General features: G+C 73.2%; 22 protein-coding genes and 1 tRNA gene. 8 read left to right on the top strand and 15 right to left on the bottom strand.

The features are described 5' to 3' along the window. Positions 1 to 230 precede the first annotated feature (230 nt). The 4 genes from Cs7R123_RS16285 to Cs7R123_RS16300 form a co-directional block, all read right to left on the bottom strand. Positions 231 to 656 carry a hypothetical protein gene (locus tag Cs7R123_RS16285; protein ID WP_212827476.1) on the bottom strand — a complete coding sequence of 142 codons (426 nt, stop codon included), beginning with the start codon at positions 654 to 656 and terminating at the stop codon, positions 231 to 233. A gap of 232 nt (positions 657 to 888) precedes the next feature. After that, a complete protein-coding gene (locus Cs7R123_RS16290; protein ID WP_212827477.1) occupies positions 889 to 1,818 on the bottom strand; it encodes a PmoA family protein in 930 nt (309 codons plus the stop codon). Next, the gene (locus Cs7R123_RS16295; protein ID WP_212827478.1) at positions 1,815 to 2,939 is read right to left on the bottom strand and encodes a Gfo/Idh/MocA family protein; all 1,125 of its coding nucleotides are present in this window, start codon (positions 2,937 to 2,939) and stop codon (positions 1,815 to 1,817) included. The genes Cs7R123_RS16290 and Cs7R123_RS16295 overlap by 4 nt, the downstream gene beginning before the upstream one ends. Next, positions 2,926 to 5,244 (bottom strand): glycoside hydrolase family 3 N-terminal domain-containing protein, encoded by a 2,319-nt coding sequence (locus Cs7R123_RS16300; protein ID WP_212827479.1) that lies wholly within the window; start codon positions 5,242 to 5,244, stop codon positions 2,926 to 2,928. The genes Cs7R123_RS16295 and Cs7R123_RS16300 overlap by 14 nt, the downstream gene beginning before the upstream one ends. 516 nt (positions 5,245 to 5,760) lie before the next feature. On the opposite strand from Cs7R123_RS16300, the gene Cs7R123_RS16305 reads away from it, so the two are divergent. Next, on the top strand, positions 5,761 to 5,967 hold the full coding sequence (locus tag Cs7R123_RS16305) for a hypothetical protein (RefSeq protein ID WP_212827480.1): 207 nt from the start codon (positions 5,761 to 5,763) through the stop codon (positions 5,965 to 5,967). 67 nt (positions 5,968 to 6,034) lie between these two features. Beyond that, positions 6,035 to 6,751 carry a cupin domain-containing protein gene (locus Cs7R123_RS16310; protein WP_212827481.1) on the top strand — a complete coding sequence of 239 codons (717 nt, stop codon included), beginning with the start codon at positions 6,035 to 6,037 and terminating at the stop codon, positions 6,749 to 6,751. Between the two features lie 83 nt (positions 6,752 to 6,834). On the opposite strand, the gene Cs7R123_RS16315 is transcribed toward Cs7R123_RS16310, so the two are convergent. Beyond that, a complete protein-coding gene (locus Cs7R123_RS16315; protein ID WP_212825420.1) occupies positions 6,835 to 7,950 on the bottom strand; it encodes an IS30 family transposase in 1,116 nt (371 codons plus the stop codon). Positions 7,951 to 8,051: 101 nt separating this feature from the next. After that, positions 8,052 to 8,972 carry a hypothetical protein gene (locus Cs7R123_RS16320; RefSeq protein WP_212827484.1) on the bottom strand — a complete coding sequence of 307 codons (921 nt, stop codon included), beginning with the start codon at positions 8,970 to 8,972 and terminating at the stop codon, positions 8,052 to 8,054. A 140-nt stretch (positions 8,973 to 9,112) separates the two neighbouring features. On the opposite strand from Cs7R123_RS16320, the gene Cs7R123_RS16325 reads away from it, so the two are divergent. Then, on the top strand, positions 9,113 to 10,027 hold the full coding sequence (locus Cs7R123_RS16325; protein ID WP_212827485.1) for a ribonuclease Z: 915 nt from the start codon (positions 9,113 to 9,115) through the stop codon (positions 10,025 to 10,027). 53 nt (positions 10,028 to 10,080) lie between these two features. Next, entirely contained in the window at positions 10,081 to 11,250 is a 1,170-nt protein-coding gene (locus Cs7R123_RS16330) for a glycosyltransferase family 39 protein (RefSeq protein WP_244871857.1), read from the top strand. A 282-nt stretch (positions 11,251 to 11,532) separates the two neighbouring features. Here the strand turns inward: Cs7R123_RS16330 and Cs7R123_RS16335 are convergent, their stop codons facing one another. The 4 genes from Cs7R123_RS16335 to Cs7R123_RS16350 form a co-directional block, all read right to left on the bottom strand. Continuing rightward, the gene (locus Cs7R123_RS16335; protein WP_212827486.1) at positions 11,533 to 11,880 is read right to left on the bottom strand and encodes a hypothetical protein; all 348 of its coding nucleotides are present in this window, start codon (positions 11,878 to 11,880) and stop codon (positions 11,533 to 11,535) included. Between the two features lie 111 nt (positions 11,881 to 11,991). After that, a complete protein-coding gene (locus tag Cs7R123_RS16340; protein ID WP_212827487.1) occupies positions 11,992 to 13,056 on the bottom strand; it encodes a collagen-binding domain-containing protein in 1,065 nt (354 codons plus the stop codon). 88 nt (positions 13,057 to 13,144) lie between these two features. Further along, positions 13,145 to 14,518, bottom strand: a complete 1,374-nt coding sequence (locus tag Cs7R123_RS16345; protein ID WP_212827488.1) for a cystathionine beta-synthase — start codon at positions 14,516 to 14,518, stop codon at positions 13,145 to 13,147. Positions 14,519 to 14,553: 35 nt separating this feature from the next. Then, positions 14,554 to 14,952 (bottom strand): YkvA family protein, encoded by a 399-nt coding sequence (locus Cs7R123_RS16350; RefSeq protein WP_212827489.1) that lies wholly within the window; start codon positions 14,950 to 14,952, stop codon positions 14,554 to 14,556. Between the two features lie 131 nt (positions 14,953 to 15,083). Here Cs7R123_RS16350 and Cs7R123_RS16355 point away from each other — a divergent pair, with 131 nt between their 5' ends. The 3 genes from Cs7R123_RS16355 to Cs7R123_RS16365 are packed head-to-tail and all read left to right on the top strand — an operon-like array spanning position 15,084 to position 18,272. Next, positions 15,084 to 16,154 (top strand): SGNH/GDSL hydrolase family protein, encoded by a 1,071-nt coding sequence (locus Cs7R123_RS16355; RefSeq protein WP_212827490.1) that lies wholly within the window; start codon positions 15,084 to 15,086, stop codon positions 16,152 to 16,154. Then, entirely contained in the window at positions 16,151 to 16,969 is an 819-nt protein-coding gene (locus Cs7R123_RS16360) for an SGNH/GDSL hydrolase family protein (protein ID WP_212827491.1), read from the top strand. The genes Cs7R123_RS16355 and Cs7R123_RS16360 overlap by 4 nt, the downstream gene beginning before the upstream one ends. Before the next feature lie 55 nt (positions 16,970 to 17,024). Beyond that, a complete protein-coding gene (locus Cs7R123_RS16365; RefSeq protein WP_212827493.1) occupies positions 17,025 to 18,272 on the top strand; it encodes an acetyl-CoA C-acetyltransferase in 1,248 nt (415 codons plus the stop codon). Between the two features lie 157 nt (positions 18,273 to 18,429). Here the strand turns inward: Cs7R123_RS16365 and Cs7R123_RS16370 are convergent, their stop codons facing one another. The 3 genes from Cs7R123_RS16370 to Cs7R123_RS16380 form a co-directional block, all read right to left on the bottom strand. Then, the gene (locus tag Cs7R123_RS16370) at positions 18,430 to 18,729 is read right to left on the bottom strand and encodes a hypothetical protein (protein WP_212827495.1); all 300 of its coding nucleotides are present in this window, start codon (positions 18,727 to 18,729) and stop codon (positions 18,430 to 18,432) included. 87 nt (positions 18,730 to 18,816) lie between these two features. Beyond that, entirely contained in the window at positions 18,817 to 19,614 is a 798-nt protein-coding gene (locus Cs7R123_RS16375; RefSeq protein WP_212827497.1) for a Bax inhibitor-1/YccA family protein, read from the bottom strand. A gap of 152 nt (positions 19,615 to 19,766) precedes the next feature. Continuing rightward, positions 19,767 to 19,847, bottom strand: a tRNA-Leu gene (locus Cs7R123_RS16380). A 143-nt stretch (positions 19,848 to 19,990) separates the two neighbouring features. On the opposite strand from Cs7R123_RS16380, the gene Cs7R123_RS16385 reads away from it, so the two are divergent. Next, positions 19,991 to 21,808 (top strand): hypothetical protein, encoded by a 1,818-nt coding sequence (locus Cs7R123_RS16385; RefSeq protein ID WP_244871858.1) that lies wholly within the window; start codon positions 19,991 to 19,993, stop codon positions 21,806 to 21,808. 62 nt (positions 21,809 to 21,870) lie between these two features. Here Cs7R123_RS16385 and Cs7R123_RS16390 read toward each other — a convergent pair whose 3' ends face one another. Beyond that, on the bottom strand, positions 21,871 to 23,196 hold the full coding sequence (locus Cs7R123_RS16390) for an NAD(P)/FAD-dependent oxidoreductase (protein WP_212827499.1): 1,326 nt from the start codon (positions 23,194 to 23,196) through the stop codon (positions 21,871 to 21,873). Between the two features lie 112 nt (positions 23,197 to 23,308). Then, positions 23,309 to 23,857 carry a hypothetical protein gene (locus Cs7R123_RS16395; protein ID WP_212827500.1) on the bottom strand — a complete coding sequence of 183 codons (549 nt, stop codon included), beginning with the start codon at positions 23,855 to 23,857 and terminating at the stop codon, positions 23,309 to 23,311. Between the last annotated feature and the right edge of the window lie 33 nt (positions 23,858 to 23,890).

Raw genomic sequence — 23,890 nt, forward strand, 5'->3', positions numbered from 1 at the left:
ACCGGGCGCAGGGCCACGAAGATCGGCGTTCTCGGTCGGAATGCGAGTCTGAGCGCGAGATTCTGACCGGAAACTGTGATCATGGTGGCTGCGCGGCTGCGCCCGCGCGGCTGCGCGGGCCTGGCGCGGACCGGTCGGCCCGTGCCAGACGGCCGGGCTCGGCGCAGCGCGGTCCGGGTCGCGTGACGCGACCCGGACCGCACCCACCCCGAGCGCCCCTGGATTGGCGCTCAGCCGCCCCCGCCGCCCCCCGACGGCGCGGGAGTCTTCGCGTACGCGCGCCAGCTGTTCCCGCCGTCGCCGACGAAGAAGAACACCAGGTATGTCTTCCCGTCCTGCACCAGCGCGTCGACGGAGTCGCCGACCCGCGCCTCGGGCTCGTCTGCCAACTGCCCGAAGTCGAGGTCGACCTTGTTCATCGGCCCGCCGGTCTGCGACGACCGCAGTTTCCATGTCCCGCTGCCGTCCACCTGCCCGGCGAAGTCGTGGGACAGGAAGTCGCGGAACCGCTCATACGGCAGTTTCACCGCGGTGAACCTCCCGTCGGCGGTGAAGACCAGGTTGCCTCCGTCGACGTTGCTCCAGGTGCCGACCAGGTCTGCCGGGCGCAGGTCGGCGGGGTCCCCGTAGTCGGCGAGAGCTCCCCCAACGCGCACCCGCCCCCGATGACCAAGGCCACCACCAGCGCGAGTATTCGTCGCATGGCAGCGATTCTGCCGTCACCGCCTCCGGAATGCGTCCCTCGTCACGACGCCTTCACAGCTTCTCCACAGTCGCGAATGGAGCGTTAGGACCCAGGCGTGGGGAAGGGCACCTTCGACCTCGCAAAGCGAGCCGCGATGCTGCTCGTCTGGCTGACGCCAGCCGACGAAGGTGCCCTTCCGTACCTCAGTCCTCGGGGGTGGCGAGGGTGGTGAGGGTGGCGGTGCCGAGGGCGGCGAGGGCGGCGGGGTCGGGGCTGCCGTCGGCGACGACCACCGCGTATCGCAGCAGCAGGCTGCCGTCGTGGGCCATCGTCACCTCCTCGTCGAAGAACGGTGCGGGGCAGACGCAGGCGAAGGGCTCCGCGCGGACGAACCACTTGACGTGCTGGTCGCCGTTGCCGGGGTCGTCGACGAAGACCAGGGTCGACGAGCGGCTGCTGCCGTCGTGGCGGCCGGTGAAGCCGAGCCAGGGGGCGCGTACGCCCATCAGCTCGTCGCCGCCGGTCCGGCCCTCGACGTGTACGGCGCCGCCGGTGAACGAGCGCGGCCCGCGCCAGAACAGCCCGCCGTAGCCCGCGTTGTCGCGGCCCTCGGTGGTGGGGCTGCCCATGACGATGTCGCGGCCGCTGACGTTGGTGAGCGCGGTGGTGAAGGTGAGCACCCAGGCGTCGGAGTCGGGGGCGGCGGTGACGGTGAAGCCGCGCTCCTCGCGCAGCCAGGTCTCGCCCCCCTCGGTGATCCAGTCGAGCCGGTGGGCGACGCGGACGAGGCCGGGCTCGGCGTCGAGCCGGTCGAACCGCTGGTGCCGCATGCTGCCGTTGTTGGGCAGCTGGCGGTATTCGTGGCCGCGGGTGTAGGTGACGCCGCCCCAGAAGTTCTCGGTGCCGACGTTGGGCAGCGACAGCGCGATGCCCCGGTGCCACACGTGGTCGTGTGGCCGGAACAGGCTGACCAGGTCGCCGCCGAGGGTGTGCAGCGGGTGGAAGTACGGCCGCGGCGACTCCAGCTGGGGGTCGGTGGGCTGGTAGACGTAGCGCAGCAGGAGCTGGTCGCCGTATTCGACGGCCAGCGAACCGGTGCGGTCGTCGGTCAGGCGCAGGGCGGCGTCGCTCATCGGGCACCTCCCAGGGCGCGTACGGCCGGCCACGGGGCGCCGGTGCCCTGCATCCGGTCGTAGAACGGTGAGCCGGGGCCGATCTCGCCGCGGGCGACGGGGCGGCCGGTGAAGGCGGACTGGTACACGGCGGCGATCAGCTCCATGGTGGCGCGGGCGGCGGCGGTGCCGACCGGCGGTTCCTGGCCCGCGTCGAGCGCGTCGAGCACGGCCGCGAGCTGCGCGCCGTGGCCGCTGGCCTGCCCCTTCGGCCCGGCGGCCCAGGCGGCCTCGACCGCCTCGGCGTGACCGGGGGCGGCGGTGACGGTCCAGTCGGCGTCGCCGTAGCCGTACAGGTGGGTGAGCTCGACGGTGGCGTGGCCGAAGTCGAAGCGCAGGTGGCTGGTCTCGCGCGGGGACAGCAGGCTGTTGACGACGCTGGCCACGGCACCGGACTCGAAGGTCACGATGGCGCAGGACAGGTCCTCGGTGTCGGTGGGCCGGGCCTGGCGGGCGGCCACGGCGACGACCTCGCGCCAGGGGCCGAGCACCGACAGCAGCAGGTCCATCTGGTGGATGCCGTGGCCCATGGTCGGGCCGCCGCCCTCGACGTCCCAGCGGCCGCGCCAGGGCACCTCGAAGTACGCGTCGGGCCGGTGCCACAGGGTGTGGCAGACGGCCGTCATCGGGGCGCCCAGGCGCCCGTCGGCGGCCAGTGCCGCCAGCGTGCGGGCGCCGCTGCCGAAGCGGTGCTGGAACACGGTGGCGAAGTGGCCGCCGCCGGCCTGCGCTGCGGCGCTGATCCGGTCGAACTCGGCCAGGCTGAGCGCGGGCGGCTTCTCGCAGAGCACGGTCAGGCCCCGGCTCAGGCACATGACGGCCTGCGGGGCGTGCAGGCCGGGCGGGGTGCACAGGTCCACCAGGTCGGGGCGCTCGGCGGTGAGCATCTCCTCCAGGCTGGCGTAGCCGTGCGGTTCGGGCAGGCCGAGGTCGGCCAGGTGGGCGGTGAACTCGCGCAGCCGCCGGTCGTCGACGTCGACGACGGCGCTGACGCGGGCCCGGCCGCCCAGGTCCGCTATGCCGCGGGCGTGCACGGCGGCGATGCCGCCGGTGCCCACCACGGCGAGGTCATAGGTCTGCAAGCACAACCTCCGTGGTCATGGCTCGGTCGTGGCCCACGGTCCGTTCCGGACCGTGGAAGCGGACGGCCACGGTATGCCGGAAGTCTGCACTGGACGCCCCGAAGCGCAACTCGGTATCCCCCGGTTCCACGACGCGCCGCCCGGACCGGCCGGTGAACGCGGTCAGGTCGGCGTGCACGGTGAACGCGACCCGGCGCGCCTGGCCGGGGGCGAGCGGCACGCGGGCGTACCCGATGAGGCGGACCACGGGCCGGGTCACCTGGGCGACCGGGTCGTGCAGGTAGAGCTGGACGACCTCGGTGCCCGCGCGGTCGCCGGTGTTGCGGACCGTGATCGCGACCTCGACCGCGCCGTCGGTGGCGCAGCTCAGCGGGCCTGCCGTGGCGGGCTCCCAGGCGAAGGAGGTGTACGACAGCCCGTGCCCGAACGGGTACAGCGGCGTCGGGTCGACGGTGCTGACGTCGCTGCGGTGCGCCAGCGTCGGGGCGAGGTAGCTCGCGGGCTGGCCGCCGGGGTGACGCGGGACGCCGACCGGCAGCCGCCCCGACGGGCAGACCCGGCCGGTGAGCACGCCCGCGACCGCGGCGCCGCCCTCCTCGCCGGGGAAGAACGCCTGCACCACGGCGGCCAGGCGGTCGGCGTACGCGCCGAGGGCGTACGGCCGGCCTGACAGCAGCACCAGCACCACCGGCACCCCGGTGTCGAGCACCGCTGCGAGCAGCTGCTCCTGGACCCCGGGCAGGCGCAGTTCGGTGACGTCGCAGCCCTCGCCGGAGGTGCCGTTGCCGAACAGCCCGGCCTGGTCGCCGAGCACCAGCACGCACGCCTCGGCGCGGGCGGCGGCCTGCGCGGCCGCGCCGATGCCGCCGGTGTCGGCGCCGCGCACGTCGCAGCCGGGCGCGTACGCGATCGCGGTGTCGGGCAGCGCGGTGCGCAGGCTCGCCAGCAGCGTGGGCACCTCGACGCCGAGCGGCAGCCCGGGGTGGTGCAGGCCGACGTGGCGCGGGAACGTGTAGCAGCCGAGCATGCCGTCGGCGTGGTCGGCCAGCGGCCCGACCACGGCCAGCGTGCCGGGCGTGCGCAGGGGCAGGGTGCCGTCGTTGCCCAGCAGCACCACCGACTCCTCGGCCAGCCGCCGGGCCAGCTCGCGGGCGGGCGCCGGGTCGAGCTCGACGGCCTCGGCGGCGGTGGGCTCCCAGCCGGGGTCGAGCAGGCCGAGCTCGCACTTCTGTAGCAGCACCCGGCGCAGCGCGCGGTCGACCAGCTCCTCGGCGACCTGCCCGGACTCGACCGCCTCCAGCAGCGGGCGGCCGTAGCAGCGGACCATGGGCAGCTCGACGTCGACCCCGGCGGCCAGGGCGAGCGCGGCGGCGGCACCGTGGTCGGCGGCGACGTGGTGCAGGGTCTGCAGGAACGTGACCCCGAAGTAGTCGGCCACGACGGTGCCGGTGAAGCCCCACTCGTCGCGCAGCAGGCTGGTCAGCAGCCGCGGGTCCGAGGCGGCGGGGACGCCGTCGATCTCGGCGTACGAGTGCATCACCGAGCGGGCGCCGCCGTCGCGCACGGCCAGCTCGAACGGCGGCAGCAGCACGTCGGCCAGCTCGCGCGGCCCGATCCCGACCGGGCCGAAGTTGCGCCCGCCCCGGGAGGCGGAGTAGCCCGCGAAGTGCTTTAGCGTGGCCACGATCCCGGCCGACTCCAGGCCCCGCACGTATCCGGTGCCGACGGTGGCGACCAGGTACGGGTCCTCGCCGATGGTCTCCTCGGTGCGGCCCCAGCGGGCGTCGCGGGTCACGTCGAGCACGGGGGCCAGCCCCTGGTGCACGCCGAGGGAGCGCATGCTCGCCCCGATCACGGCGCCGACCTGCTCGACCAGGGCGGCGTCGAAGCTCGCGCCCCAGGCCAGCGGGGTCGGGAAGATCGTCGCCCCGTACGCGGTGAAGCCGGTGAGGCATTCCTCGTGGACCAGGGCCGGGATGCCGAACCGGCCCGCGGCGACGATCGCCGTCTGGAGCTCGGCGAGCTGCCGGGCGCCGTCCGCGGCCGAGACGGGCGCGGTGCCGTACGGCCGGGTGAGCTGGCCGAGGCCGTCCTTGATCAGGCGGCGCCAGTCGAAGCCCTCGTCGGCCATGTCCTGCTGGAACGGGGCCACGTCCTGGCCGGTGGCGCCGCCGGCGGGCCACACCGCGTAGAGCTGGCCGAGCTTCTCGGCCAGGGTCATCCGGCGCATCAGGTCGGCGACCCGGTCGGGGGCGGGCAGCGCGACGTCGCGCCACGGTTCGAGCGGGCTGGGCTGGCTGGACATCCGACGGTCCTCCGAAGCGCGGCGGGGCTGCTTCCGGGAAAGTTCCGGTATGGAGATCTCACCGGAGGGCAGTGGCATCCGCACCCTAGCACCGCGCTCGGCGCTATCCATAGCTCTTGCGGCGACTTTCGCGGCCGAGACGTCCAAAAGCGCCGATCAACAAGCTCCGAAACTTCCGCTGCGCCACCAATCCCCTGCTCGTACGGCCTCTGCCGTAGAAACGGTGCACAGTGGACAGACACGGCAGCGCCACCAGCAGGGCTTCACAGTCACGTTCCGTGGCCGGCCTCCGCTCCGCAGATGCGCGGTAGGAGGTTGCGGTGGAGGCGGTCATGCTGCCGTCGCTCCGTTGCGTCACCGAAAGTTTTCAATATCCCCAATTCGGCCATAGGGGGTTGACTATCCCGTTCGGTCGTCCCTACCGTTCCGAGTCAGTTACGGAACTGTTCCGGAATTCTTTCGACTGTACGGCTTTGCCCATCGAGAGGGCCGCTGACCGTGCCGGCGCAGACCCCCGTGGGGCGGACCAGCCCGCCGCCCCACGGGCCGCCCGCCCTGGTGGTGGTCGTCGGCCGGGCAGCGCTCGACACCGTGCTCGACACGTACCAGACTGACATCCTGTCCGGACGCAAGCCGCTGTCGGCCTGGGACGACGCCGTCTCCGAACGGCGCCGGGCCGGGGGCGACGAGGTCCGCGGCCGCTTCCAGGACCAGCTGGCATGATCGTCGAACCGGGTGCGGACCGCGCTCCCTACCGGCCCGCACCCGGCCGTCCGGAAGGACATTCCCCGTGTACGGCTTCCCCGGCGCGACCGCCGTCTCGGCGCTGCGCGTGTACGACTGGCCCGCCGCCGACGGCAGGCGCGGCGGCTCCCCGCACCTGCACACCGCCTCGTCCGAGGGCTACGTCGTCACCTCCGGCACCGGCACCCTGGAGACCCTGAGCCGCGACGGGTACGCCGAGCACCCGCTCGGACCCGGCACCGTGCTGTGGTTCAGCCCCGGCACGGTGCACCGGCTGGTCACCGACGGCGACCTGGAACTGCTGGTGGTGATGCAGAACGCGGGCCTGCCCGAGGCGGGCGACGCGGTGCTCACCTTCCCGCCCGAGGTGCTGGCCGACCCGGCCGCCTACGCGCGGGCCGCGGCGCTGGCCGTACCCCCGGAGATCGAGGCCGGGCCGCAGACGCAGGCCGCGCTCGCCGACGCGGCCCGGCACCGCCGCGACCTCGCGCTGGAGGGTTACCTGCGGCTGCGCGAGGGCGGCCCGGACGCGCTGGCCGAGCTGCACCGGGCCGCCGCGGCACTGGTCCGCGACCGGGCCGCGGCCTGGGACGCGCTGTGGCGCGAGCGCGCCCTGGCCCAGGCCGAGCGCACCGGCGCCCAACTGCGCGACCTCGCCGAGGGGCGCCCCGGCCTCATGTCCGACGCCCACGTCGGCCACGCCACCCCGAACCCGCCCGGCCGCCACGGCATGTGCGGCCACCTCCAGACCTGGGCCTTCTGACCCCGCCCACCCGCCTCGCCCGCGCCCGCCCCGCACGGGGTTCGTGCAGTTTCGGGGAAAGTGCTGGAATCCGGGCGGCCGGCTCAAGCGGTTGTTGCAACGAGGTACTGGTTGAGTCGTTCGGCGGGGTTTTGCCAGTCGAGGGTTTGGCGCGGTCGTCCGTTGAGTTCTCGGGCGACCGCGTCGAGTTCGTCCTGGCTGTATTTGCGGAAGTCGGTGCTGGAGCGGGGGAAGTACTGGCGTAGCAGGCCGTTGGTGTTCTCGTTGCTGCCGCGTTGCCAGGGCGAGTGGGGGTCGCAGAAGTAGACCTTGCAGTCGGTGGCCAGGGTGAACCGGGCGTGGCGGGCCATCTCGGCGCCCTGGTCCCAGGTCAGGGTCTTGCGTAGTTCGTCGGGTAGGCGGTTCATCAGGGTGATGAGGACGTCGGTGACGTTGTCGCTGATGCGTGATTCGGGCAGGGCGCCGAGCATGACGTAGCGGGTGGCGCGTTCGACCAGGGTGATGATCGCGCTGGTGCCGCGGGCGCCGATGATCAGGTCGCCTTCCCAGTGGCCGGGCACGGCCCGGTCGGCGGCCTCGGCCGGGCGGGCCGAGATGTGCAGATCGGCGACCCACGGCCTGGCCGCGCGTGTGGCCGTGGCCGCCCTCGACTGCGGCTTGCGGGCCGCCCGGCCGGAACGCAGCGCGACCTGCCGGGCCAGTTCCTCACGCATCCCGCCCCGGGCCTGGTAGTAGATCGCCTGGTAGATCGTCTCGTGCGACACCCAACACTCCGGCTGATCGGCGTAGTCGATGCGCAGCGACCGGGCGACCTGCACCGGCGACCACCGCTGGGCCAGCCGCTGCTTCACCAGGTGCCACAGCGGTGCCATCGTACGGCTGCGCCGGGCGCGCAGCCTGCCATCACGCGGGCGCCGGGCCCGCTTGTCGGCCCGACGCTGGGCGAACTCGTGGCAGTACTTCCATCGATAGCCCCCACCCCACCGCCCGGTCGCCGGACATCCGGCGGCCCGGCCGCGCGGATGCCAGGCACCACCAGGCGCGTGCGCACCCTGGTAGGCGTTGTTACGGGTCACCTCCCGCCACACCGTCGTACGGTCACGGCCGATCACCGCCGCGATCTGGGCATAACGCAGCCCCTGACCGAACAACACCTCGATCTGGGCGCGCTCCTGCGAAGTCAAACGTCTACCGGGCATGAATCCGATCCTCCAAGATCCATACCTCGTTGCAACAGCCAACAGAAACCGCCGGCCAAGATTCGAGCACTTTCCCCGAAACTGCACGAGACTGCCCGCCCTTACGCCCCGTCGCGGTCGGAGTCCGCCGCGAGGACGATCACGCCGAGGTAGCCGTCGCCGTCCTCGGTGATCTTCAGGAGCATCGGGTCCTGGTAGATCGAGTCGCCGTCGTTGAAGGTGTCGCGGCCGGTCTTGGCGGAGTACGGCGCCGCGGTGAAGACCTTCGTGTTCATGGCCTCGTCGAACATCATCTGCGTGGTGAGCACGCGGGAGTTGCTGACGTGCACCATCGCGTGGACGTGCACGGTGCGGCCGCGGTACCAGCCGGGCCAGACCGTGGTGAACTGCACGATGCCGTCGCTGTTGGTGACCTGGGCGCCGCGCAGGTAGCGCTGGTCGTCCTGCGGCTGGAGGTCGGCCATGTCGCCCTCGCCGCCGGTGCCGCCCGGCTGCCCGGCCCCGGGCTGCGGCGCCCCGCTGGGCGGGGTGCCGCCCGGCATGCCGCTCGGCGGGGTCCCACCGGGGCCGCCCGGCTGGCCGCTGGGCGGGGTGCCGCCGGGCTGGCCGCCGCCGCCGGACATCGCCTCGGCGCCGGAGTAGAGCCCGGCCGCGTCGCAGTGCCAGATCTCCACCACCGCGTTGCTCAGCGGCTTGCACTCCTCGCTGTCCTGCACCTTGATGGCCAGGCGCAGCCGGGTGCCCGGCCGGTCCTCGCGGATGTCGCTGCGGATCTTGTCGGCGTCGAAGTAGTACGGCCCCTGCGTGGTCGTCGCGGTCAGCGCGCAGGTGCTCGCCCCGGTGAACAGGCCGGTCAGGTCGGCCGTGGTGACCGCCTCCGGCGCCACCGTCTCGCCGGTGGAGGTGGTGGCCGCACCGCCGTCGCCGCAGGCGGCGAGCAGGCCGCCCAGCCCGAGCGAGCTGATCCCCGCGAAGATCGCGCGGCGGCTCACCCGCTGGCCCTCATGGTGGTCGTGGTGCATCGCAGTCAGCCCTTCCTTCGTCGGTATGCCCGACGCTAGGCACCGGGGCTCGGCGAACCGTCGGGGCGACCTGCACGGACCCTGCACGGTGGCTGGGAAACCCGTCAGAGCCGCCGGGCGGGCAGCCGTACGCTACGGCGGTGACCCGAGAGTTGATCGTGCTCGGCACCTCCAGCCAGGTGCCGACCCGCCACCGCGCGCACAACGGCTACCTGCTGCGCTGGGACGGTGAGGGCATCCTGTTCGACCCCGGTGAGGGCGCCCAGCGCCAGCTGCTGCTGGCCGGGGCGGCCGCGAGCGACATCACCCGCATCTGCGTCACCCACTTCCACGGCGACCACTGCCTCGGCCTGCCCGGCATCGTGCAGCGGCTGTCGCTGGACCGGGTGCCGCACGAGGTGCCGGTGCACTTCCCCGCCTCCGGCACGCTCTTCTGGCAGCGGCTGCGCCACGCCAGCTGGTACGACGACCACGCGCGCCTGGTCGAGCAGCCCGTCATCGGCGACGGCGGCGTGCTGGCCGAAGGCCCGTTCGGCACCCTGTCGGCCCGGCGGCTGAACCACCCCGTCGAGTCGTACGGCTACCGCCTGGTCGAGCCGGACGGGCGCCGGATGCTGCCCGAGCGCCTGGCCGCGCTGGGGGTACGCGGCCCGGCCGTGGGGGTGCTCCAGCGCGAGGGCGTCATCGACGCCGACGGCCGCCGGGTCACCCTCGACGAGGTCAGCGGCCCGAAGCCGGGACAGGTGATGGCCTTCGTCATGGACACCGGCCGCTGCCAGGCCGCGCTCGACCTCGCGGCCGGAGCCGACCTGCTGGTGATCGAGTCGACGTTCCTGGAGTCCGAGGCCGAGCTGGCCGCCGAGGCCGGGCACCTCACCGCGGCCCAGGCGGCGCGGATCGCCGCCGAGGCGGGGGTGCGCACGCTGGTGCTGACCCACTTCTCCCAGCGCCATCCCGACGCCGACGTGTTCGGGGAGGAGGCGGCGCGCCACTTCGGCGGCGAGATCGTGGTCGCGCGGGAATTGAGCAGGATCACCCTGCCTGCGCGCCGCTGACCTTCCGGCCTAGTATTCGCAGCGGCCAGCAGCACGCCGATCGGAGCCGACCTGTGTCTTCCCTCAGCCAGCCGGGCACCGCGCCGGCCGTCGCCGCGCCGGGCGGCCCGCCGCTGTCGCGCCTGAAGCAGTCGTTCCTGGCCGCCTGGCCGGCGCTGGTGGCGTACGCCGTCGCGCGCGCCGTCGGGGTGGGCGTCTACCTGCTCGTGGCGCACCTGTCGGGCCGCGACGGCTGGCACATCCTGGGCCACCGCACCGACGCCGGGTTCTACTTCCGGATCATCACCGAGGGCTACTCCGGCCCGCAGGTGCTGGACAAGAACGACATGGCCTTCTTCCCGCTGTACCCGATGCTGGTGCGCGGGGTGCACGAGGTGGTGCCGCTGCCCGCCGACACGGTCGCCATCCTGGTGAGCTGGCTGGCGGCGCTGATCGCGGCCTGGGGCGTCTACGCGGTCGGCGCCCACCTGCACGACCGCCGGACGGGCGTGCTGCTGGCGCTGCTGTGGGGGCTGCTGCCGCACGCGATCGTCGAGTCGATGGCGTACACCGAGGCGATCTTCACCGCGTTCGTGGCCTGGGCCCTGCTGGCGCTGCTGCGCGAGCGCTGGGTGGCCGCGGGCGCGCTGGCGCTGCTGGCCGGGCTGACCCGCCCGACCGCGCTGGCGCTGATCCCGGTGGTCGGCCTGGCCGCGCTGATCGCGGTGGTCAAGACCCGGGGCCGGGCGTGGCAGCCCTGGGTGGGCATGCTGCTGGCGCCGCTGGGCTGGCTGGGCTACATCCTCTGGGTGGCGCAGCGCACCGGGCGCCTGGACGGCTGGTTCCACATCCAGGACGCGGGCTGGGGCTCGCGCTTCGACGGCGGGGTGTTCACCGCCAAGACCATGGCCAGGCTGCTCAAGCACAACAGCTCGCTGGACGCGTACCTGGTCTCGTTCGTGCTGCTGGTGGCGGTCGCGCTGTTCGCGCTCACGATCATCGACCGGCAGCCGTGGCAGCTGCTGCTGTTCAGCGGGCTGATCCTGCTGATCACCGTCGGCGGCATGAACTACTACAACTCCAAGGCCCGCTTCCTGCTCCCGGCGTTCGCCCTGCTGGTGCCGGTGGCCACCGCGCTGGCGCGGACCAGGCCGGCCCGGATGGCGGTCATCGTGCTGACGATCGCGGCGGCGTCCACCTACTGCGGGGTCTACCTGCTGCTGATCTGGAAGCTCTCGCCCTAGCCCCGACGGGGAAGGGGCGAGGGCACGTGACCGGACTGCGGGGACCGGAGTGTCACGTGCCCTCGCCCACACGACACCGGTACGGTCCGAACGGACGCCTGGCCGGAGGCGCCGGGTCGACGGAGGCTTGTCGACCCGGATGTCGGCCGTACAGGTGCGAGGCGGCACGCCGGCGCTGGCGGAGCGCGGTGGCGGAGCCGCGGGGGCGGATGATCCGCACGGCCCGCGCCGGGGGACGGCCGGCCGGGCGGAACACCCTGGGTTGGCTGGTCGAAGCCCTGGTCAGTCGAAGTAGCCGCCGCGCATGCCACCGGTGCCGGTGGTGGCACTGCGCTGGCCGGAGCCGCTTCGCTCGCCGAGGGCGGCACGCCAGCCGGGCAGCGAGCGCAGCCCGTTCAGGTCGTGCCGTACGGTCCAGGCGTCCCGCCAGTGCCGGCTGGCCGCGGCTTGTGCCCGCTCTGCCAGTCGACGCGGCGGGCACGGCCAGTGCTGACCGCACCAGGTGCAGAGATCGTCGTCGTCAGGTCGCTCGTGCCGCCCGAGGATCTGCTGCGCGTCGCGCCACAGGAGCCGGTCGGCTATGTCGGTCGGTTCGGTGTCGGCGGACAGTCCATGGTCGACGGTGACCACGTTTCCACTTCCCCTCGGTAGCGGTGCCGCTTCCGTACGCTTAGTAGAACTGCGGGGCAAGCAGATTCGTCGCACAGACTGTGCGATTGGCTGTACACGCCGTCATCCGAATCAGCGACGTGCCGCTCTGGCTGCTAGGACGCCGATCAGCAGGGCGAGCCCGACGAGCAGCAGCGCCACCCCGAACCAGGTCACCGGCTGCGACACCAGGGCCAGCATCCGGCCCGCCTCGGAGGTGGCCGACGGCGTGGCCGCGAGGCCCGGGTCCGGCGTGCCCGGGTCGTCCCCGGTCGGGGTCGCGACCGGCCGCGGGCTGCGGTCGCAGATCAGATCGAGGGGGTACGGAAACCGCCTGGTCGCCGGGATCGCGCTCGGCGACGGGCTGGGACTCGGCGACGGACTCGCGCTGGGACTGGCGCTGGGCGACGGGGCGGCACTCGGGCTCGGGCTCGGCGACGGGCTCGCGCTGCGGCTCGGCGTCGGGCTGGCGGCGGCCCCCGCGCCCGGCGGCGGCGCGGCGGGACTCGCCGCGAGGCCCGCGCCCGCCTGCCGCTCGGTCCGGCTCGGCACGAGGTGGGCGTTCGGGGCCGGGTGCGGCACGGTCGGGCCCGGCACGACGTGCGCGTTCGCCCCCGGCTCGGTGCCGCCGCCGGTTCCCGGCACGACGTGCGCGGCCGGGGGCGGCGAGGGCGACGGGGAGGCCGAGGCGTCGACGACGTCGGCGCGCGGGGCGAAGATCAGGCCGCTGGGCAGCGGCCCGCTGAGCACCAGCCGCAGCGCGTCCGGGAAGTGCCACAGCAGGTCCCGGTCGGGCCCGGTCAGGGTCGGCAGCCGGGGCACGGTCCAGGCGAAGTCGTAGCCGACCCCGCGCGTGTCCACGTTGATCAGCAGCGGCCCCCCGAACGTGGGATTGGGCTCGAAGCTCAGCTCCTCGATCTGGTCGAGGTCGGCGGCGGTCAGCCAGAGCACGTTGGTCTGGCCGGGGGCGAGCCGGACCACCGCCCGGGTCCCCGGCGGATACGGCGAGGCGAGCTGCTCGCCGCCCTCGCCCTGCGGCCGGACGGTCGCCACGCAGGCGCTCAACTGGGCTGAGTGCGCGAAGTCCCCACCGGACGGCCTCGGCGAGGGAGCCAGCCCGATCACCATGCTCAGGACCGCTGCGACGGCGGCACGCACCCCCGCACCCTATCCCGTCCGCACCACCCCGGACGGTCCCGCCGCACCCCGGTCCCGAAGGTTTCGGCGGGACCGGGGGCGGTGCGGGTCAGCCGAGCTGGGTGAGCAGGTCCTGGCGGGTGAGCACGCCGCGCGGCTTGCCGTCGATGAGCACCATCGCGGCGTCGGACTTCTCCAGCATCGCCACGATCTCGGCCACGGGCTGGCCGCCGCCGATCATCGGCAGGGCGGGCCCGATGTGGCGGTCGAGCGGGTCGTGCAGCGCCGCGGCCCCGGTGAACAGGGCGTCCATCAGGTCCTTCTCCACGATCGAACCGGCGACCTCGCCGGTGACCACCGGCGGCTCGGCCTTGAGCACGGGCAGCTGCGACACGCCGTACTCCCGCATGATGTCGATGGCGTCGCGGACCGTCTCGGTCGGGTGCACGTGGATCAGCTCCGGCATGCCCGCCTTCGCCGACATCTTGGCCGCGAGCACGTCGGCGACGGTGACCCCGGCCTCGCCGGTGCGCAGGAAGCCGTAGCGGGCCATCCAGCCGTCGTTGAAGATCTTCGACAGGTAGCCGCGGCCGCCGTCGGGCAGCAGCACCACGACGACGTCGTCCGGCCCGGCCGTCGCGGCGACCTTCATCGCCGCCACCGCGGCCATCCCGCACGAGCCGCCGACCAGCAGGCCCTCCTCGCGGGCCAGGCGGCGGGTCATCGCGAACGACTCCTTGTCGGTCACCTCGATGATCTCGTCGCAGACGTCCCGGTCGTAGGTCTGCGGCCAGAAGTCCTCGCCGACCCCCTCCACCAGGTACGGCCGCCCGGTGCCGCCGGAGTAGACCGAGCCCTCGGGGTCGGCCCCGATGATCTTCACCCGGCCCTGCGAGGCCTCCTTGAGGTAACGGCCGATGCCGCTGACCGTGCCGCCGGTGCCCACCCCGGCCACGAAGTGCGTGATCCGGCCGTCGGTCTGCTCCCAGATCTCGGGGCCGGTGTCCTCGTAGTGTGAGCGCGGGTTGTTCGGGTTGCTGTACTGGTCGGGCTTCCAGGCGCCCGGGATCTCGCGGGCGAGCCGGTCGGAGACGTTGTAGTACGAGCGGGGGTCCTCCGGCGCGACCGCGGTCGGGCAGACCACGACCTCCGCGCCGTACGCCCGCAGCACGTTCTGCTTGTCCTCGCTGACCTTGTCGGGGCAGACGAAGACGCACTTGTAGCCCTTGAGCTGGGCCACCAGGGCCAGGCCGACGCCGGTGTTGCCGCTGGTCGGCTCGACGATGGTGCCGCCGGGCCGCAGCAGGCCGTCGCGTTCGGCCGCCTCGACCATGCGGACGGCGATGCGGTCCTTGACCGAGCCGCCCGGATTCAGATATTCGACCTTCGCCAGCACGGTCGGACTGGCTCCGTCGGTGACGTTCCGCAGCCTGACCAGGGGGGTGTTGCCGATCAGGTCGACCACGTTCTCGTAGTAACGCATTGGTCAACTCTAAAGCCGGCAGCACCCCGCGGGCGTCAGGCGACCTCCCCCTCGATGACCGTGCCCGGCCCGGCCGGTGGCGGCGTGGCCGCCCGCCCGGCCGCCGGCGGGATCGAGCCCTCCCAGGCCAGGAAGCGGTCGGTCTCGCTCAGCAGCGCGCCGGCGATCCAGCCGACCACGATCATGTCGTCCACGAGGCCGAAGACGAGCAGGAAAGCCTCGGGAACGATGTCGACGGGCGAAACCACGTACGCGGTCGCGGCGGTGATCAGCATCAGGCGGCCGAACCCGTCATACCGCCCGCGCAGCGTGGCCACGAGCATCCGCGGCATGGCGCCCAGCCGCTGGCCCAGGCTCGCGTTGCTGCCCGACCCCGTGACCATGGCCTTCCACAGCGCTGTGAACGCCGCCGTACGACGCAATGTGCGTCCCATCTCGCCTCCATCCACGCGCTTCCGAAGAGCGCTACCTTCTTGGCTATGAAGCGTTGCGAGCGAGCCGGCCGCCCGGTGCGGCACCGCCAGACGCCGATGCCTTCAGCGGCACCGCGCAGAGCGAGTTGGCTATGAGCGAGATTACTTCGCCGACGCACGCGGCGGCACGCAGTCGCGGTCGGGACCTGGTCCGGATGGCCATGTGGGGCGGCGGCGCCCTCACCGCGCTGGGCCTGGCCACGGTCGGGGTGATGCTCGGGCAGGCCGAGGCCGCCCGCCGCACCATCCCGCTGGCGGTCGCACCGCCGCCGCGCTCGGACGGCCTGTACGGCGGCCGCCAGCCGGGCGAACCGCTGCGCATGGTGATGCTGGGCGACTCGTCGGCCGCCGGGCTGGGCGCGCTGCGCGCCCGGCAGACCCCGGCCGCGCTGATCGCGACCGGCCTGTCCCGGCGCCTGTCCCGGCCGGTGCTGCTGCACAACCTGGCCGTGGTCGGCTCGACCTCGATGAGCATGCTGCCGCAGGTGGAGGAGGCGCTGGAGCTGCGCCCCGACCTCGCGGTGATCCTGGTCGGCGCCAACGACATCACCCACCGCGCCGGCACCGCCCTGTCGGTCAAGCACCTGGCCGACTCGGTGCGGCGGCTGCGCGAACTCGGCGCCGAGGTGATCGTGGGCACCTGCCCCGACCTGGGCGCCGTGCAGCCGATCCGGGCGCCGCTGCGCTGGGTGGCCCGCTCCTGGAGCCGCCAGCTGGCCGCGGCCCAGACCGTGGCCGTGGTCGAGGCGGGCGGGCGCACCGTCTCGCTGGGCGACCTGCTCGGGCCGACGTTCTCGGCGCAGCCGCACCGGATGTTCGCCCGCGACCGCTTCCACCCGTCCGCCGAGGGCTACGCGCTGGCCGCGTCGGTGCTGCTCCCGACGGTGGTGGCGGCCCTGCGCGCGCCGACGGGGCCGCAGGCGCCGCAAGAGCGCGCGAAGACGGCCGCCGACGGGGTACGGTCGCTGCCACAGGCCGCGGTCGAGGCGGCACGCCATGCCGGCACCGAGGTGAGCGGCGTACGCGTGGACGGTCGCGATCGCGGACCGGCCGGCCGGTGGGCGCAGCTGCGCCGCCGGGTGCGGGAGGTGGTCCGTCCCGCGGAGGCGACCTGGACCGCGGGCATGGACCGGACTGCGGACGTTAGCGAGGCGCAAGCATGACCTGGGCTCGGAAGCTGGGCAAGGCCGCCGCGATCACGCTGATCGCGGGGACGGTGGGCGGCGCGGCGCTGCTGGCCGCCGAGGCCGTCATCGCCCGTACCCGGCGCTATGCCAAGCCCGAGCTCGGCCTGGCGCTGCGCACCACCATGGGCGGCGACGAGCTGGCCCCGCTGCGGCTGGTGATGCTCGGCGACTCCGCCGCGCTGGGCGTGGGCGTGGACCGGGTGGTCGACACCGTCGGCGGCCAGCTCGCGGTGCTGCTGGCGGCGGGCGAGAGCGGCGAGCCGGGCCGCGGGCCCCGGCGCGGCACGGCACGGCAGGTGGCTCTGTCCAGCGTCGGTGTGGCGGGCTCCCGCTCCTCGGACCTGGCCACCCAGGTGGCCCGGTGCCTGCTCGGCGACCGCCCGGAGGTGGCGGTGATCCTGGTCGGCGGCAACGACGCCATCACCCTGCGCCGCCCGTCGGACGCGGCGGCGTACCTGGGGGCGGCGGTGCGGCGGCTGCGCGAGTCGGGCGTCGAGGTGGTCGTGGGCACCTGCCCGGACCTGGGCGCGGCGCGGGCCATCGCCCCGCCGCTGCGGCAGGTGGTGGGCTGGCTGGGCCGCCGGGTGGCGCGGGCGCAGGTGCGCGCGGTGCACGCCGCCGGGGGTGCCGTGGTCGATCTCGCGGTGGAGACGGGGCCGGTGTTCCGGGCCGACCCGAACACGCTGTCGGCCGACCGCTACCACCCGTCCGCCGACGGATACCGGGTCTGGGCGTACGCCCTGCTCCCGGCGGTCGCGCACGCGGCCGGCGTGACCCCCAGACTCCCCTGAGGAACTCGTCACTCCCGCCTGGCGCACCAAGTTACCCGTGAGTTAACGTCCGTTCATGTCTGATGCTGTCATCGTCGCCACCGCCCGGTCTCCGATCGGCCGGGCCGGCAAGGGTTCGCTGCGCGACCTGCGCGCCGACGACCTCACCGCCACCATCATCCAGGCCGCCCTGGACAAGGTCCCCGGACTCGACCCGGGCGAGATCGACGACCTCTACCTGGGCTGCGGCCTGCCCGGTGGCGAGCAGGGCTTCAACATGGGCAAGGTGGTCGCCACCCTGCTCGGGCTGGACTCGCTGCCCGCCGCCACGATCACCCGGTACTGCGCCTCGTCGCTCCAGACCACTCGGATGGCGTTCCACGCGATCAAGGCGGGCGAGGGCGACGTGTTCATCTCGGCCGGCGTCGAGATGGTCTCCCGGTATGCCCGCGGCAACTCCGACTGGCTGCCCCCGGACGCGGCGGCCGCCGTCGGCGGGGCGTGGAACAACCCGCGCTTCGCGGCGGCCCAGGCCCGCTCGGCCCGGCGTGCCGAGGCGGGCGCGCCGGCCTGGCACGACCCGCGGGCGGACGGCGAGCTGCCCGACATCTACCTGACCATGGGCCAGACCGCGGAGAACCTGGCCCAGCTGCACGGGGTCACCCGCGAGGAGATGGACGCGTTCGGCGTACGGTCGCAGAACCTCGCCGAGCAGGCGATCAAGGACGGCTTCTGGGCCCGGGAGATCACCCCGGTGATCACTCCGGACGGCACCGTGGTCAGCACCGACGACGGTCCGCGCCCCGGCATCACGCTGGAGGGCACCGCCACGCTCAAGCCGGTGTTCCGCCCCGACGGCCGGATCACCGCGGGCAACTGCTGCCCCCTCAACGACGGCGCCGCCGCGGTCGTGATCATGAGCGGCAGCAGGGCGCGGGAGCTGGGCCTGACCCCGCTGGCCCGGATCCTGTCCACCGGCGTCACCGCGATGAGCCCCGAGATCATGGGCATCGGCCCGGTCGAGGCCAGCCGCCAGGCGCTGCGGCGGGCGGGCATGACCATCGACGACGTCGACCTCTGCGAGATCAACGAGGCGTTCGCGGCGCAGGTCATCCCGTCGTACCAGCAGCTGGGGCTGCCGCTGGAGAAGCTGAACACGATGGGCGGCGCGATCGCGGTCGGCCACCCGTTCGGCATGACCGGGGCCCGCATCACCGGCACCCTGATCAACGCGCTCCAGTGGCACGACAAGAGCATCGGCCTGGAGACCATGTGCGTCGGCGGCGGCCAGGGCATGGCCATGGTCATCGAACGCCTCAGCTGACCGACCCACCCACCCGCCTCCCGGGCCCGCCCCACTCCGGACGGGCGCCGGGGCCCCAAGATCACGCAAGTTGCCGGGCAATCGGGCGAAAGAGGAGCCCTCATATGCCCGATTGCCCGGCAACTCGGCTGGTCTTGAACGACGTTCCCGGACGGGGTCAGGTGTCGAGGGTGTGGCGGAGGGCGGCGATGTCGGCGGTGGTCGACGCCACCAGGTCGGGGGCGGGGGCCAGCGAGATCAGCTCGCCGACCACCACACGGAGCTGGTCGGCCAGCGCCAGGTCGGTCAGGCGCGGCACGGCCCGGCGCGGCGTGCCGCCCAGGTCGGCGGCCTGATCCGCGACCCGCTGCACCAGCAGGTGCATCGACTCGCCCCGGTCGGCCCAGCGGGCGGGCGTCCAGTGGCCGACCTGGTTGGCGAGGAGATCGGCCGCTCGCCGCAGCTGCTCGGTGCTCACGCACAGGATTGTGCCGCCCCTGCATGAACGACGCCGCCGCGGGCTGGTGCCCACGGCGGCGTGTCGGTCTGCGGCCTGCCCGCCGGACTAGTCGTCCTGCAGGTACGACAGCAGGCGCAGGAACTCCAGGTACATCCAGACCAGCTCGACCAGCAGGCCGAACGCGCCGAGCCAGCCGTACTTGCGCGGCAGGCCGGCGGCGATGCCGTCCTCGATCTGCTTGAAGTTGACCACGAACATCAGCGCGGCCACCACGATGCAGACGAGGCTGAAGCCGATCGCGAGCGGGCCGCCGTTGCGCAGCGGGCTCGCCGAGCCGGTGATCAGGTAGATCGCCAGGTTGACCAGCATCACCACGCCGAGGCCGGCGGTGACGCCGATGACCACGCGCATGAACTTCGGCGTGGCCCGGATGACCTTCGCCTTGTAGAGCACCGCCATGGTCAGGAAGACGCCCAGCGTGGCGATGACCGCCTGGAGGACGATGCCGTCGAAGGCGGTGTTGTAGGCCCTGCTCACCGCGCCGAGGAACACGCCCTCGATGAGCGCGTAGGCGCACATCACCAGGGCGTTGGTCACCTGCGCGAACGAAATGATCATGCCAACGATGAGGCCGGCGACCGCCGCGGCGATCCAGACCGGAGCGAGCAGTTCGAACGGCAGGACCGTCCAGGTCACGGCGGCCGACAGGGCGGCGAGGCCGAGCAGCGTGATGGTCTTGACCACCACGTCGTCGAGCGTCATCACGTCGGCGTGGCCGGTCTGCACCACCTCGGGGTAGCCGCCCGGGGCGTAACTGGTCGGCACGCCCTGGCCCGGCACGCTGTACCGGGGCTGCTGCGCGGCCGCGCCGATCCGGTTGAGGACCGGATTGGAACTCTTCACTGCGCTTTCTCGCCTCCTCCATGGATGGTGGCGTCAGCGTAGCGGATCGGCGCACCCTGGAAAGTACGTCTATCAGGCTGAAGATCGGATTCGGCGTTCCGGTGCCACAACGGGCAAATCCCTGTGAGCAGGGCGGGTTCGCTCCGTATCGGTGCCCGGGGCGGGACTCGAACCCGCACGCCTTTCGGCAGTCGCTTTTAAGGTGACCGTGTCTGCCGTTCCACCACCCGGGCTTGGCACCGCGCGTGCTGTGCCCTGTCACGTTAGCCGTTCCGGCCGCCGCAGGGCACCCGCGATACGGCAATGCGGCACATCACCCTGCGCCCGGCAGGATCGGCCGAGGTGTTCGGGCCGCTTAAGCGCTAGGGTCAAGCGCGTGACGAGCACCGCGCCCGCCCTGGGATCGACCAACAGCTCCGCCCCGCCCGAACAGCGGAGCGGGCAGCCGTCGTCGGCCGCCCCGGGTTCCGGGCACCGGCGGCGGGCTCTGGTGGACGTCTCGATCGGGGTGGCGTACGTCGCGTTCGCCGCCTGGCTCACCCTGGGGCTGTGGCCCGATCCGGACACGCGCACGCTGGCCCTCAACCCGCCCGACCAGATCCTGTACGAGTGGTTCCTGGCCCACGACACCACCCTCTGGAGCGGCGACTTCTCCCTGGTCAGCGACCGCCTCAACGCTCCGTACGGGGTGAACCTGCTCGCCAACACCACCGTGATCGCGCTGGGCGGCCTGTTCGCCCCGATCACCGCCCACTACGGCGCCGCCACCACGTTCTCGCTGCTCATCGCGTTCAACCTGGCCCTCACCGCGATCAGCTGGTACGTCTTCCTGCGCCGCACGCTGCGCGCCGGTCCGCTGGCCGCCGGGGTCGGCGCCGCGTTCTGCGGGTTCGCCCCGGGCATGGTGTCGCAGTCCAACAGCCACCTGCACATGACGGCGCAGTTCCTGATCCCGCTGATGCTGTGGTGCGTGGTCGAGCTGGCCCGCGCGGCCCGGCAGCCGGTGCCCGCCGGGCGGCGCATGGTCGGGTTCGGCGTGCTGTTCGGCACGCTGGTCGGCTTCCAGCTGTTCATCGGCGAGGAGACGCTGTTCCTCACCGCGATCACGCTGATGATCTTCACGGTGGTGTACGCGGCGCGCACCCGCCCCGCGCTGAAGGAGCTGGGCCGGTTCGCGGCCGGGGTGGCGGTGGCCGTCGGCACGGCGGTGGCGCTGCTGGGATACCCGCTGTGGACGCAGTTCAAGGGCCCGCAGTCGGTCTCCGACGGCGTGTTCAGCCCGCACTACTTCTCCGCCGACCTGGCCGGGTTCGCCGCGTTCTCGCCGCTGACGCTGGCCGGCGACGGCTCGGCGTCGTCGCTGACCACCGGCCCGGCCGAGTACAACACCTTCCTCGGCTGGCCGCTGCTGGTGCTGGTCGCGGTGCTGCTGGTCTGGCTGCGCCGCGACGCCGTCGCACTGGCCTGCGGCGCCGCGGCGCTGGCGATGAGCCTGCTGTCGCTGGGCCCGGAGCTGATCGTCGCCGGGCACCGCACCGGCGTCCCCGGACCGTTCTGGCTGCTGCTGAAGCTGCCCGTGGTCGACGGCGCGCTGCCGATGCGGTTCGCGCTGGCCGCCATCCCGCTGGTGGCGCTGCTGCTGGTGCGGGCGCTGGAGCAGGCACGGCAGTCGACCCTGCGGCAGGTGCGGATCGCGGTGCCGGTGCTGGTCGGCGCGGCCCTGCTGCCGCTGGTCCCGACGCCGCTGCCCACGACCGACCGCGCCCCCGTGTCGCCGTTCTTCACCGAGGGCCTGTGGCGCCAGTGCGCCACCGACGGGCAGACCATCGTCACCGTGCCGCTGCCCACCCCGGAGCGGCCGGAGCCGATGCGCAACGCCACCGCCGCGCAGACCGCGTTCGCGCTGCCGGAGGGCTTCTTCATCGGGCCGTACGGCAAGGACGGGCACGCGACCATGGGCATCGGCAAGCTGCCGACCTCGTGGGTGCTGTCGGAGGTCATCCGTACCGGGATCGTCCCGAAGATCAACGACGACCACCGGCTCGACGCCCGCAAGGACCTCACCCGCTGGAAGGCCGCCTGCGTGGTGCTCACCCCGAACCCGCGCCACGAGGAGCTGAAACTCACCCTGGAGCAGCTGCTCGGCCCCGGTACGCCGGTCGAGGACGTCATCATCTGGCCCCGTCGCTGGTGACCTGAGCAGACGAAGGGCACCTCCACTCGCTCCGCGACGTGGAAGGTGCCCTTCGTGACGTGCTAGTCCTGCTTCGTCGGGGCGGTCACCTGGGCGAAGGGGTCCATGGGCTGGTGCAGGGCACCGAGCGAGACCACCTCGCGCTTGAGGAACAGGGCCAGGGTCCAGTCCGCGACCACGCGCACCTTGCGGTTGAACGACGGGATCCGGCTCATGTGGTACGTGCGGTGCATGAACCACGCGGGCAGGCCCTTGGCCTTGATGCCGTACACGTGGGCGACGCCCTTGTGCAGGCCGAGGCTGGCCACCGAACCGACGTGCTTGTGGCGATACTCCCGGATGGGCTTGCCGCGCAGCACCGCGACCAGGTTGTCGGCCAGCCGCGTCGCCTGGCGCACCGCGTGCTGGGCGCTCGGCGAGCACAGCTCCCCCGCCGCCGCGGTCAGGTCCGGCACGGCCGCGCAGTCGCCCGCGCTCCACGCACCCTCGACGACCTGCCCGTCCTCGACCACCCGCAGCGTCGCGTCGCAGGTGATCTTGCCCTGCGCGTTGCGCGGCAGGTCCGTCGCGGCCACCATCGGGTGCGCCTTCACGCCCGCGGTCCACACGATGGTGTCCGCCCCGAACTCGCCGCCGTCGGACAGCTTCACCACACCGTCGACGCAGGACTCCAGCCGGGTGCCCAGGCGCAGGTCCATGTTGCGCTTGAGCAGCGCCTCGACCGTGTACGCCCCCATCTGTGGCCCGACCTCGGGCAGCACCCGCTGCGTCGCCTCGACCAGCACCCAGTGCATGTCGTCGGCCTTGAGCTCGGGGTAGTAGCGCAGCGCGTCGCGCGCCATGTCCTCCATCTCGCCCAGCGCCTCGACGCCCGCGAAACCGGCGCCGACCACCACGAACGTCAGCGCCCGGCGCCGGGTCTGCTCGTCGGTCGTGGCCGCCGCGATGTCGAGGCACTCCAGCACGTGGTTGCGCAGCCAGATCGCCTCGCCGATGGTCTTGAAGCCGACCGCGTGCTCGCGCAGGCCCGGGATGGGCAGGGTCCGCGACACGCTGCCGGGTGCGACCAGGATGTGGTCGTACGGGATCTCGCGGGACGGTCCCACCACCGGCTGCACCGTCGCGACCTTCCGGGAGTGCTCGACCTTCGTCACCGCCCCCTGGACCACGGTGCAGCGGCGCAGCTCCCGGCGCAGCGGCACCACCGTGTGCCGCGGGGAGATGTTGCCGGCCGCCGCCTCGGGCAGGAACGGCTGGTAGGTCATGTGCGGCTGCGGGTCGACGACGACCACCTCAGCCTCGGTCGCGCGCAGTTTCCTGGACAGGCGGAGAGCGGCGTAAAGGCCTACGTGGCCCGCGCCCACCACCAGAATCCGCAGTGGCTTCACGTTATTCACGCTACCGCCGGGCCAGCCTGACAATCAGCTGAGAAACCTGTGATCCCGGACAGCGACGCCCATCACGTCCCAGCTCACCACCCCAGATCGGGAGCGGGGTGGGTCAGGGGCGGCGGCCGAGTTGGGTGAGCAGGCCCACCGTGAGGGCGGTGGCGGCCAGGCCCACGACCAGGGCGACGTTCGGGGCGGCGATGCGGTGGCCGGGCAGCAGCTCGGCCAGCGCGATGGTGAGGCCGCCGGAGACGGTCACCAGCAGCACCGCCCGCGCCGCCCAGCGGATGATCACCTGGTTGTCGACGATCGCGTCGTACGGCAGCACCGCCGCCAGCGCCGCCGCCGCGTGGGTCAGGTACAGCGCCACCGCCAGCCCCAGCAGCCGGGCCAGCGTCACCGGCGACCCGAAGGCCATGGTGTCGACCAGCCACAGCCCGATCATCACCAGCAGCACGCCGGTGACCGCGATGCCGCGCGGCGCGAGCGCGGGCAGCACCGCCGCCACCAGCAGCCCGACGACGAGCCGCGACTCCAGCGTCCCGGCCGGCGCCGCGATCAGCAGCCCGGCGAAGGCCGCCGCGAACACCACCGCCCGCACCAGCAGGGGTCCGCCGGTGATCCGGCCGACCGCCCGCAGCCGCTCCGTGAGCTGCTTCATCGGCGCACCGTCCTCACGTGCCTCGTCGGGTCG

It is taken from the genome of Catellatospora sp. TT07R-123, from assembly GCF_018327705.1.
In the GTDB taxonomy this organism is placed as follows: domain Bacteria; phylum Actinomycetota; class Actinomycetes; order Mycobacteriales; family Micromonosporaceae; genus Catellatospora.